The sequence below is a fragment of the Vibrio aquimaris genome (assembly GCF_009363415.1).
Taxonomy (GTDB): Bacteria; Pseudomonadota; Gammaproteobacteria; order Enterobacterales; family Vibrionaceae; genus Vibrio; species Vibrio aquimaris.
This window is the reverse complement of the sequence record NZ_CP045351.1, coordinates 1,123,909-1,135,450: the sequence shown is the minus strand read 5'-3', so window position 1 is coordinate 1,135,450 and position 11,542 is coordinate 1,123,909. Positions and strand designations below refer to the sequence as shown.

At 43.0% G+C, this 11,542-nt stretch carries 10 protein-coding genes and 1 pseudogene; 2 read left to right on the top strand and 9 right to left on the bottom strand.

Going from position 1 to position 11,542, the window contains the following annotated elements; translation table 11 throughout:
* Positions 1-379 precede the first annotated feature (379 nt).
* Complete coding sequence (locus FIV01_RS19495) at positions 380-1,324, top strand: hypothetical protein (protein WP_152432604.1); 945 nt, start codon at positions 380-382, stop codon at positions 1,322-1,324.
* 149 nt (positions 1,325-1,473) lie between these two features.
* Positions 1,474-2,490 (top strand): alpha/beta hydrolase family protein, encoded by a 1,017-nt coding sequence (locus FIV01_RS19490; protein WP_152432603.1) that lies wholly within the window; start codon positions 1,474-1,476, stop codon positions 2,488-2,490.
* Between the two features lie 18 nt (positions 2,491-2,508).
* Here FIV01_RS19490 and FIV01_RS19485 read toward each other — a convergent pair whose 3' ends face one another.
* The 9 genes and pseudogenes from FIV01_RS19485 to FIV01_RS19445 form a co-directional block, all read right to left on the bottom strand.
* Positions 2,509-3,582: a helix-turn-helix domain-containing protein gene (locus tag FIV01_RS19485; protein ID WP_152432602.1), complete on the bottom strand. Its 1,074-nt coding sequence runs from the start codon at positions 3,580-3,582 to the stop codon at positions 2,509-2,511.
* 95 nt (positions 3,583-3,677) lie between these two features.
* Positions 3,678-4,112 (bottom strand): pyridoxamine 5'-phosphate oxidase family protein, encoded by a 435-nt coding sequence (locus FIV01_RS19480; protein ID WP_152432601.1) that lies wholly within the window; start codon positions 4,110-4,112, stop codon positions 3,678-3,680.
* Between the two features lie 144 nt (positions 4,113-4,256).
* Positions 4,257-4,988, bottom strand: a pseudogene (locus FIV01_RS20850) (GNAT family N-acetyltransferase).
* A gap of 26 nt (positions 4,989-5,014) precedes the next feature.
* Positions 5,015-6,367 carry a molecular chaperone gene (gene yegD / locus FIV01_RS19470; protein ID WP_152432600.1) on the bottom strand — a complete coding sequence of 451 codons (1,353 nt, stop codon included), beginning with the start codon at positions 6,365-6,367 and terminating at the stop codon, positions 5,015-5,017.
* Positions 6,368-6,495: 128 nt separating this feature from the next.
* The gene (locus FIV01_RS19465) at positions 6,496-7,959 is read right to left on the bottom strand and encodes an ATP-binding protein (protein ID WP_152432599.1); all 1,464 of its coding nucleotides are present in this window, start codon (positions 7,957-7,959) and stop codon (positions 6,496-6,498) included.
* A gap of 4 nt (positions 7,960-7,963) precedes the next feature.
* Entirely contained in the window at positions 7,964-8,617 is a 654-nt protein-coding gene (locus FIV01_RS19460; protein ID WP_152432598.1) for a response regulator, read from the bottom strand.
* 94 nt (positions 8,618-8,711) lie between these two features.
* Positions 8,712-9,326 (bottom strand): class I SAM-dependent methyltransferase, encoded by a 615-nt coding sequence (locus FIV01_RS19455; protein ID WP_152432597.1) that lies wholly within the window; start codon positions 9,324-9,326, stop codon positions 8,712-8,714.
* A 134-nt stretch (positions 9,327-9,460) separates the two neighbouring features.
* Complete coding sequence (locus FIV01_RS19450; protein ID WP_152432596.1) at positions 9,461-10,462, bottom strand: HlyD family secretion protein; 1,002 nt, start codon at positions 10,460-10,462, stop codon at positions 9,461-9,463.
* A 33-nt stretch (positions 10,463-10,495) separates the two neighbouring features.
* On the bottom strand, positions 10,496-11,512 hold the full coding sequence (locus FIV01_RS19445) for an NADP-dependent oxidoreductase (protein ID WP_152432595.1): 1,017 nt from the start codon (positions 11,510-11,512) through the stop codon (positions 10,496-10,498).
* Positions 11,513-11,542: the final 30 nt, after the last annotated feature.

Sequence of the window (11,542 nt, the reverse complement as noted above, 5' to 3'; positions counted from 1 at the left end):
ACAATAGTGTGGCATGGGCATCAGTTTTGTCTATATATTCACTATAAATAGATAAATAGTCATTTATCTTGTGTCAAGTGGTGAAGTTAAAGCAGTGTTCTATGGCTTTTTTGAAGTGCTCAAGCCTTTTACAGCCTGAAATACATAGTCCTAGAAGAGGTGTTTTGCGGATAATGTTAGGAGATTGTTTCAAGATAAAACATGAACATACATCCCATATAGAGTTTTACTCCATACCAATACATGCTAAATTTTTATTGATTATTAACTCAATTAATGTAGTTTGGAATATTGTCAATAAATCGTTATTGAGTGTTTCGCAAAGCATTGAACATTAGTTTAGTGGCAAAAAGTCGGCGAATTAGGTAGGTGGTAAACTATGAAAATCAGTCAATTTCTTACTTTGCTATGGGCACCTTTGATGCTCGCCCCGTCTATCGCAATTGCCAGTGAAAATGAATCACAGAGCCCTGAAGAACAAGCATCGGAAGCTTTTCAACCGTCTACACGTCTTTCGTGCAATTCATGGAGTACGCCGGGCAATTTTACCTGTGACTTCTTGGATAAAAAGCCAGAAATTGGCTGCGACGATTGCTATATGGGCACTTTCTCTAAAGGCTGGACGATTAAAGGAAGTTGGAGCGGTGATTTTAATTGGTTTGGAAAATGCTCTGGCGTAGATAACTCGACAACTACGCATATCAAACAGATCAGTGTCGCTGGATTACCCATGCCACATGTCGAAGTTACCCATACTGTTAACAAAGCCTGTACCGACGAAACCGGCAAGTCATGGGCTCAAGGTGACAAAATTGGCTCCATGATAGATTATGATGCCTATATCCCGCCATCGGATTACTTTTCGGAAACATGGTCCACTAACTCATATTCTAATGTGAAGAAGAAGCAATGCTCGCAAATCAATTCTCATGGTTCTTTAGTATGGGTATGTAGCGAGTACTTTCTCCTAAATGGAGCCTACGAGTATTACGTAGATTGGGAGGATTTTTCTAAAGCATCTGGGCGCTGTGCCAATAGCGGTTGGGAGCTTCCACCCTATCAAATAATCATTGATTATCTTAATGACAAAAACACCAAGCCTTCAAATCAAGAGCCCATGCATGAACGATATGTATGGAGCGCAGAAAGCAACGAGCCTGGAAGTCGATATGCTGTATACAATAATTGGTCTTATGATTGGGTAAAAGGCACTCGTGCAGAAACAGATGGCGCTTATACCTTCTGCGTACCTCATGATCCTTATATGGAATCTTGTCCTATTGAGAATACCGCGAATTCGGAAAGTTGTTTTTATAAAGATTAATAGAAAAGTCTGGGAGACAAACAACCAAAACTTAGACGATAAATTCGGTAGTCAAACACGATCTAGGGCGTCCTCGATCGTGTTTTAGGTCTCGTGATACCTAGCTTTAGTCCATATTAGCTCCAATCAATTCAATTGGAGCTAAAGTTATGAAATGGACATATTTACTGCTTGCATCCTTATATTTTCTTTGTGCTTCCGTCAGCGCTTCTGGTGTTGGATTCAAGCAAATCACCTTAACCGATGACTCTGAGCGGCCGCTAAACATCGCCATTTGGTATCCTACACAAGATGTTTCAGCGACAACCTTAATTGGTGACAACCCAGCTTTCGTTGGAACACAAGTTATAAAGGGTGCCCATATCCAATCAGGCATATTTCCTGTGGTGTTGTTATCACACGGCTACCGAGGAAACTGGCGAAACCAAAACTGGTTGGCAACCAAGCTTGCTCAGCGCGGCTACATAGTAGCAGCCGCTGATCATCCGGGCACTACCTCTTTTGACCAATCATCCATCCAAGCGGCGAAATGGTGGGAAAGGCCACGAGATGTGTCACGCGTTCTGGATTACTTATTAACCTCAACCAAATGGAAACCCTCTACTAACCCTAGCGATGTTACTGCGATCGGACATTCATTGGGCGGCTGGACAGTGATGCTATTAGCTGGAGCGAAATTAGATAAGGCAAGGTTTGAGGCTGATTGCCTACTATACCCTAACCCAAGAACCTGTGGACTGTCTCAAGAGCTTGGGTTATTAAAGCTCCAAACTTCAGAACCACACAATAAAGCGCTGCGAGATCCACGAATCAAGCGTATCGTGAGTCTGGATTTAGGTCTCGCTCGAAGCTTTTCTATTAAGAGTCTAAGAGACATCAATGTACCAAGCTTAATACTGGCGGCTGGCGTCGATATCGGCGATCTGCCTCAGGCATTAGAGTCTGGCTATATTGCTGAGCACATGCCTCTGAATTCAAGACGCTATAAAGTCTATGAAAAAGCGGCCCATTTCAGTTTTATGCAAGACTGTAAACTCGGAGCAGAGGCTATGCTCGAAAACGAGGTATCAGGCGATGGCATTATTTGCAAAGATGGCTTGGGTGCATCGCGCAGCGAGCTACATCAATTGATATTAAATGACATCCTTAACTTTCTAAACCGATAAACAGCAAGCAAACCCTAATCAATCTAATCCTTGTGGCGAGCTTCGATACTCACTCGGAGTTTGCCCAGTTATCCTTGAAAATTCCCGATTAAAATTGGATTTGGTTTGAAAGCCCGAGCTAAGAAAGATATCCGTTATTGACTCATCACTTTGCTTAAGCAGAGTCTTCGCATGTTCAATTCGATAAGCATTGATGACCTTCGAGATGTTTTGCTTGTGAGTTTGATTAACCGCTGCCGATATTTTTCGGGCCGGAATACCTAACTTTCGCGCTAACCGATTAAGAGACAGATCTGGGTCTTTAAATACTTGTTGCTCTCTCATCAATGCATCAAACCTAGTCATGATCTGCGTAGTTTCTTCAGCTTTGTCTTCATCCAAGCCTTTCACTGAATTGGCTGGCATATCCGCTTGCTCAGGAAAACCGTATAACATGGAAGGCTCAGCTTGAGGCTGCTTGTATTCGCTCGTGGAGGTTGTACTTAGACTAACAACCACCACTGCCGCAACAATAGCTGGAATAAGCACAAGATAACCAGCCGAGAGTATCCAACTCGTGTGCTGCGCATTTAGTAGCAAGATATCATAAGAGAGCACGCCATCAACCAAAGCAGAAAACAGCAGAAGTCCACCCGCAACCCACTGGGCAACGACCACTTTCGATATGTCAGTTAGCCGAACATTTTCCGGCACACTAAACGACGACTTTAGCAACACACTACCATAGCCGAGATAGAGTAAGATCAGCAAAACATCGACGGTACCAACCCAGATATGGTGATAAAAAAATGAGCCAATAAAAACCGCAAACGGACCTAACCAATGTAACTGAGTATTAGATATACTCCGATGAGCTCCTGCAAAACAGAGCCAAGCCGCGACTGGCACATTTGCGCTAAGAACAGGTTGTAGGAAGCGAACCAAGGTAATATCTAGCGTCCATCTCAGCCCTACTACCATCATCATTAATACACACAGCATGATAAACCGGAATGGTTTTTGACTCGTTTGTGGGTAACGGCATCGAAGCACCACACCGGCTATAAATAACAGCAAGGATGCGACAAATGGTAAGGGAATAGCGAGCATCAATAGTCCGTTTAAATTCGAGAAAAGATCATTGAAATGTTTTTAACACTCATACCAAGTCCAAAGGCGCAGCTTAGGGGTGTTTACAAGGCTTTACTTTAATAAGATTGGTCACGCAATACGACTTTTTCAGGTTCAAAGCATACAAAGACATTCTCAGAATTAGACTGAAAGTCGATAAAACGTGCATTCCATTTTGATTTGTCGTTACCAAGATACTTATTCAACAAACGTTCAGCACGCGAAGAGTCAAACTCGTGAACATTTGCAATGCCTCTCAAACCCGCATGGATAGATTTACCCGATGCCCTATCCCAATCAACAATACTGATGGCGCTTTTGGGCTGCTGCGCCACTCTTTTAGAGAAGGAGTCACCTTTTACAGAGATGATCCAAATTTTCCCATCTTCCCACAAGAACCAGACCGGTGAACAACAAGGTCCATCCTGTGACTCACTTGCTAAAAAAGCATATAAGGGCTGAGATAAAAACTCATCCAAATCTAGGTTTCTACTTTTCTCGATAATTTGCATTTAGTATCCATTAATACACTGGCGCTCTGTTCATAGCAGAATATAATTGGCTAGACTAAACAGCGAAGGAGAAAGGCCCAACTGTATTTTGTCTGTTCTTGAGCCCTACACTAACCTTGTAGCTCTAACCAATCTTGTTCTGCTTTAATCTTTACACCAAACACTTCGTGTGCCAGAGCTGGTAAAGCCCACAGATTTACAATTTTTGCTACTAATACTGTTTGGCATAACATCGGTCAGAATTACCTTAACACCGAAACCTATTGCCTCTTCAATTCGAGCTCTCAATAAAGCGGTTTGACAGCCATTCGAGCGATAAGCCTCTTGCGTATAGGCATTGGCTAATATTGCATACTCGTTGTCAATAAAGCTTGTTGCCCAAGCACAAGGCTTACCGTTTATTGTTGCTACATATCAACGAAACGTCTCCGTACAATACAGCGAGCGTTTCTTTGCCCATATGTCATCGCTACACTCTAAACCTGACGTTTTAAGCAAAGCTAAGAATTCATCGACATGATTATGGTCCCAGCGCTCAACGGATACATGCTCTGACATCACAGCAGGCTTGGTATATTTGGATACCTCTAATTCGAGAAATTCATGTTCATAATCGAGTTAAAATTCATGACTGGACAACCATGTTTTCAGATCGTGTGTCATTGCCTGCGGCTCAACAGAAATCTCCGGCGAAAAACCACCTTCAAACAGATTGAGTTGGGCGTCTAAACTTTCATGACTGCAAATATCATGAATAATTATTTGATTGTCATACTTGCGCGTTATATCTACAAAAACAGAGTATCCTTGCGTCTTAGAAGTAAATAATTCACTCGCCAAATCGGTTGAAAGAGAGTGCGCATTTATCTTGTTGATTCAGTCAAAACGCGCAAAACTCTTCACTATTTAAAAATTAACGCAGCCCAGCGAGCTAGCCCTGCTGTCACAGAACCAAAATAGTCTTTTCCAACCACTGGAGTATTCGGAACCATGGATTCGATCGCTTTGGTAATAATTGGCGAGCGCGCCGAGCCTCCGGTCAAATATATAACATCCGGATTTGTGCTGCCTTGTTTAATCGCTTCGGTAACTAAAGCCGTCATCTTTTCGATTGGGGTTGATAAAGCTTGCTCGACTTGTCCGCGTGTAATATCACAACAAAGCATTTCTTTAATTAACTGTATTTCGGCGCGGCAGGACGTCTGATTCGATAAAGATATCTTTGCTTGCTCAGCTTCACGCACAATGGCGTAGCCAAGTGTTCCTTGATGAACCTCTAACAAACGTAGCAAGTTGTGATTCTCAGATACTTGCTTTGACAGCAACTTAAGCTGTTTGTAATTCTCTTGAGAATAAAACTGCCTTTGAGCTTGAACGTCATTAATGGCGATAGGGTTCCAAAATTGGGTGATAGGCACATCCAAACCCATAGTATTGGGCGATCCCATACCAAATTCATGCATAAAACATTTAAACGCAGTGTAGATGTCAAGATCATTGCCCCCTACTCTCTGCCCTGTGTGAGCAATGAGTGAGTCACTTCTGTCATGTTTGTCACGCCAACTCGGCCCCATTTGAACAAAAGAGCAGTCTGTTGTCCCGCCCCCAATATCGACTACCAGTACGTTCTTGTCACTGGTTAAGTTTGCTTCGTAATCAATTCCCGCCGCAAGTGGCTCAAATTGAAATTCAACCTCTTTAAACCCAGCACGACCAGCGGCTCTACGCAAAATACCTTCAGCTTGCTTGTTGGAATCCTGCCCACCTCGGCCAAGGAAGTTCACAGGTCGGCCAATGACCGCTTGAGTGACACTTTTTTGCAAGTAATTCTCTGTCTGAATTTTGATGTTAACCATCATGGCGCACACCAAGTCTTCAAAAAAAGTCAGCTGGCCATCACGCAGGCCCATGACGCCTAGAAAGGATTTGGGTGATTTTACAAAGTAGGTATCTCTTGGATCGGCAAGATATGAATCGAAGGCTTGATCTCCAAATTGAACATCCTCTGGATGAATAACTAAACCCTCTTCTTTATTGTGCTTAATTGCTCTTCTGAGCAGCGCTTCTCCTACTTCACCTTCGGGCTTAATGCCTTTGCATTTAAAAAGGTATTCAGATACCGACTCAGTATTGGGTGCCGATAAGGTTGAAGGAAGATAGCACCCTTCCTTTGTGAGAGGGACTTGAATAATTTCTGTATTGATAAACTCTGACACTGAGCAGTTTGCTGTTCCATAATCAAATCCTACCGCCATACACAAGCTCCAAAGCATCAAATAAAATGGGGCACGTATTAAACACTATGCGTAGTGGATGTTCAAGCTAAGTGAAGCGCTATTTGTATTAATGACTCAGGAGTAAAACATTAACTTATTGGGCTTTTCTAGGTTTCGGTTGTTAATGTTTGAGTTTCACTGCGCTGAAAGGGCAAAGTAATGATAAAAGCCAGACCCGGGTGCTGCGCTTGTATTATGATAGTGCCATTGTGCAAGGTAATAACCCGCTCTACAATCGCCATACCTAATCCGGCGCCTTGTACCTTATTTTGCGTTTCTCTGGCTCGGTAAAAACGATCAAAAATACGTTCTATATCTTGTTCACTCATCCCGCGGCCGCTATCAGATATGATGATTTGCACGCTATCATGGCTTGGAACAATTTCTGCCCATATGCTAGTGCCATCTCCTGAATAGCGAATCGCGTTATCAATCAAGTTTCGAAAAAGGCAATTTAAAAAGATATCATTTCCTTGTATGACACAAGATTCGAACTCAGCATCCAGCATCATCTCCTGATTTTGTTTAAGTGCCAGCGGCACCAGCTCGGCGATAACACTGCGTAACAAAGCGACCACATCAACGGGCTTGTCGAGATCTACCGTCAACCCACTTTCTACCTTGGCTAAAGTGAGAAGCTGTTCAATTGTCCTTTCTGAACGAACAATACTTTCTTCTATTTGGGCGAGATCGTGGTTTTTTTCTACTGCATTGTCTGTTTTAAGGGCATTCTGGGCGTTGAGTTTTATTACTGCCAGTGGCGTGCGAAGTTCATGCGCAGCATCTTGATTGAAACGTTTTTCTCTTTGCCAAGCCGCATCGACCTGATCAAATAAGAAATTTAAACGCTTTACTAAGCCGTCAATCTCGGTAGGGACATCAGAGATGTTGACGTGAGACAGATTGTCTATCGACTTCTCAGATATTTCCTTTTCAAGACGACTGATAGGAGCAAACAAATGGTAGGTAAACAGCACTAATAGCACACATAAAAGTGGAGTGGTCACCAGCAAGGGAACAATGGCTGGCATTGCGATTTTGTTTTCAATCTTACCGCGTAGCTGTTTGTCCTCTCCGAGCCATAACCAGAGTAATTCGCCGCTTTTGGGTTGGGTTAACACCATAGTAACCCCGCGCCATGTATTGCCCTTTTGATGGTCTTTTATGTCGTTGAGACCGGGTCGACGCATCAAGTCTAAATCGACAGGTGGCGCGTTAGCCGAATTAGCCAATACGCTACCCTGTCGGTTTAGCAACAAATATGCAAAATCATCTTTAAGCAGCTTTTCTGATGACCACTGCTCAAGCTTGTCCTCTGGTGACGTTTTACTTGTGATTTGAGCTAACATGTCTTCTGGCGCCATGTCTTGATTCTCGCCCAAAACCGAAGGGTCAGTCATGACCAGCACCTTCAAAAAACTCTCGCTCAAATCTTCAAGGCGCGCGTCATTAACATCATTGATTGCTTTTGAGGTGTCAAAGTAAACCCAGATGATGGAGACAGTGATCACCGCCAAGCACAGCTCAACACTAACGGTTGCAACGCGGCGCTTTATTGATTTTAACTTCATGCTTTTACTGAACAATATAACCAACGCCACGAATATTTTTTATCGTATCTTTAGGCATTTTTTTTCTTAAATTGTGAATATGAACTTCGATAGAATTGAGCCCTGCACTTTCGTCCCAGCCATGCATGTTCTGTAATATTTGGGTTTTACTCAGCACCCGACCTGCATTAGTGATGAGATACAGCAGTATTTTAAACTCATTAGGTGTTAGATTGATCCCCTTCCCCGCCACCGCAACCTTGTGAGAATTGACAGACACAGATACGTCTCCCACCACAATAGTATCATCTGCAATCCCTGCGGAACGTCTGATCAGAGCGCCCATTCTTGCCAGTAACTCTTCAAGCTGAAAGGGTTTGACCAAATAGTCATCTGCACCATGATTGAGTCCATAAACACGATCATTTAACTCATCTCGGGCACTGAGAATCAAAACCGGCGTCTTATCCCCTTTGTCTCTGAGCTCTTTTAGTACCTGTAATCCACTGATACCTGGTAGACCAATATCAAGAATGATCAGAAGAAAATCATCGGCTTTGAGTGCATGCAAAGCACTTTCTCCAGAAGTGACCCAATCGGCGGTGTAATGATGCCTAGCAAGGGAGGCCGTAATTGCGTTACCCAGCATAGGATCATCTTCAACAAGTAATATACGCATTTCATCTCCCTACTTATCTAGAATCACAGTCAACACAAAAGGCCGACACATGCCACCAACTTAATCTACCAGACTTAAAAAAGGTTTAAATTTTCTATGATTGTTTTTGTTTCGTTGCAACCACAGAAAACAGGTGCCAATTATGTGGTTCACCCTCGGAGGTTTGTCCTGAAACCCTGTGTTCTTGCCACTTTTCAACGTTAAAGCCTGCAAATATTGCTTTTAGCTTTTCTTCAGTAAAAACATTAACTTCTGGCCAAAATGCCTCTTTGTCGTATTGTGCGCTCGCCATAGTATCCTCAGGCCCCAAGAAGGAACCACAAAATACGCCTTGATTTGGATTGAGCGAGCAACAAATATCAGACCACACTTTTTCAAACTGGCTAGGAGGACAAAAAAACAAACTTGCATCGGCAACCACCAAAGAAGCTTCAGGGTAAATGTAAGAGCTAAAGTCACTACATGATAAAAAGACTTTATCATCACTGCCATAACGCTTTGCACAGCGTTTTATGGACTCTTCTTCTACATCAAAGCCATAAACAGTGAAGCCTTTTGACCGCAGAAACGCAATATCTGAACCCGCACCACAGCCGCAATCGATAGCGATGCGCTCTCCATGTACAAGGTCAACAGCATAGCGTAGATCTTCTCTGACCTTACTGTTTTCTGTGGCATCATAATATGCTGATATTTCTTTACTGCTCACGGCCTACTCCCTACAAATCAAAGCTATAGCATTTCTTACCTTGTTTGTGAGAAATTAGTCAAGACATGAATTATCTTCCACCTATTGTCATAAGTAGTAGAAAACGAGAAGCCAACTAAAGCGATTGATTAGGTTCAGCGAGTATCAACGGTCACAACCGCCGATAAACCGTTATCGATCTCAACTGGATGGTCAAAGATTATCTTAACAGGCACTCGTTGAACCACCTTGGTGAAGTTGCCTGTGGCATTATCTGGTGGCAACAGAGCAAAGGTCGCACCTGTAGCCGGAGCAAGACTATCAATGGTTGCTGCAAATGTCTTTCCGGGGTAGGCATCAATAGTGACATTGACTGGTTGCCCTTTATGCATGCGCGCTTTCTGAGTTTCTTTGAAATTGGCTAACACCCATGGAATGCGATCAGACACTATGCTGACCATGGACTGCCCTTGTTGAACCATCATACCGACTTGTAAATTTCGATTGCTAATGACGCCATCAATGGGGGCAAGGATACGTGTATAGCCAAGCTCTAACTTGGCTTGAGATAGACTCGCTTCAGCTTGAATCACCATCGCATTGGCTTGTTCAATTTCACTTTTTAGCACAGAAAGTTTGTCTTGCTGCGTTTTTAAACTGGCTTGCGCTTCATAGTAAGCCGCTTCGTCCACTTTGTAAGCAGAAGCGCTATTATCTCGCTCCCCTTTAGAGATGTAATTTTGTTTTTCTAACGCTTGGAAACGTTTATATTGTTCCAGTGAGTATTGGTATTTCGCTTTGGCAGAAATGACCTTGCTCTGATATTCTTCAATGGTACTTTTCTGCATTTGGAAAGCGGCATCCGCATTAGATTGCTCTGCCCGACTTTGAGCTAAATTGGCCTCTGCTAACTGTTTTTTTATGATTAATTCTCTGTCGTCAAGGAGTGCCAATACGTCGCCTTTTTTAACTCGTTGGTTATCATGAATAAAGATTTTTACTACCTCAGCATCAATCCGCGAGCTAACGTGAGTAATATCGGTTTGTACATAGGCGTTATCTGTGGTTTGAAAAAAACGCCCATAGTAATACCAATAAGCGCTACCAATCATCACTAACGTCATTAGCGGAATAACTATCTTGAGTATTTTTTTCATAACATGACCAACTCATTAAAAAAGGCGAAAGAATTAAATCCTAACTAATGGTTTGCCGAAATGATTCCCTTCCAGCAAATCAACAAAGGCTTGGGGCGTATTTTCCAGTCCATCGGTTATGGTTTCACGAAACTTAATTTGACCAGCTTCAGCCGCATCGGTTAACCAACGAACCGCGCTAGCAGCGTCATTCATCCACTCTGTCACAAGGAAAAAACGATTTTCTGGGGCTGTGGGTAACGACGAATAAAAACGCGATAATGTGTTTGAGTCCACATCTTTACCTTTGTTGTATAAAGCAGCACTTCCACAAATAGGAACACGTGACCCTTCATTGAGGTGCCTAGCGACAATTGAAGACGTTCGGCCGCCCACATTTTCAAAATAAACATCCACCCCATCAGGGCAAGCCTTGGCAATCGCGTCACTAAAGTTGTCATCTTTGTAGTTTACGCACTCATCAAATCCAAGCTCATCGACAACATAACGACACTTTTCTTCACTCCCCGCAATGCCAACCACTCGACAGCCAAGCATTTTTCCTATTTGCCCAGCAACAGAACCGACCGCGCCTGATGCCGCAGAGACGACCATGGTTTCACCTGCTTTTGGTTTGCCGATTTTAAACAGACCAAAATAGGCCGCGCGGCCAGGTGTGCCCGATACGCCAAGAAAGAGAGTGGGTGATAAGTGTGTATCAGGAAGGCGGTTAACCATGAGCTCGTCTTCGTGAGCGATATAATATTTCTGCCAACCTGAAAAAGTCCCTACTAGGTCTCCTACCAGATACTCTGAACTTTTGCTTTCAACTACCTTACCAATCGTCTCACCCTGAATGACATTGCCTAAACCAATGGGTTCAACATAAGCCGTGGTTTTATTCAGACGAGGACGAGTGTATGGATCCAAGGATAACCATAAATTTTCAACCAAAAATTCACCTTCCTGTAGCTCTCCGAGTGGATTGTTTGATAAACGAAAGTTATCCGTAGCAATAGCACCTTGTGGATAGCTATCAAGAACAATTGCCGGATTGACTAATTTATTCATATTGTTTCCCTTTGAGTTTTTGGTTAGCAA

Coding starts and splice junctions, on each gene's coding strand:
- FIV01_RS19495 (WP_152432604.1), top strand. CDS start 380: ATGAAAATCAGTCAATTTCTTACTTTGCTATGGGCACCTTTGATGCTC.
- FIV01_RS19490 (WP_152432603.1), top strand. CDS start 1,474: ATGAAATGGACATATTTACTGCTTGCATCCTTATATTTTCTTTGTGCT.
- FIV01_RS19480 (WP_152432601.1), bottom strand. CDS start 4,112: ATGCAAATTATCGAGAAAAGTAGAAACCTAGATTTGGATGAGTTTTTA.
- yegD (WP_152432600.1), bottom strand. CDS start 6,367: ATGGCGGTAGGATTTGATTATGGAACAGCAAACTGCTCAGTGTCAGAG.
- FIV01_RS19465 (WP_152432599.1), bottom strand. CDS start 7,959: ATGAAGTTAAAATCAATAAAGCGCCGCGTTGCAACCGTTAGTGTTGAG.
- FIV01_RS19460 (WP_152432598.1), bottom strand. CDS start 8,617: ATGCGTATATTACTTGTTGAAGATGATCCTATGCTGGGTAACGCAATT.
- FIV01_RS19450 (WP_152432596.1), bottom strand. CDS start 10,462: ATGAAAAAAATACTCAAGATAGTTATTCCGCTAATGACGTTAGTGATG.
- FIV01_RS19445 (WP_152432595.1), bottom strand. CDS start 11,512: ATGAATAAATTAGTCAATCCGGCAATTGTTCTTGATAGCTATCCACAA.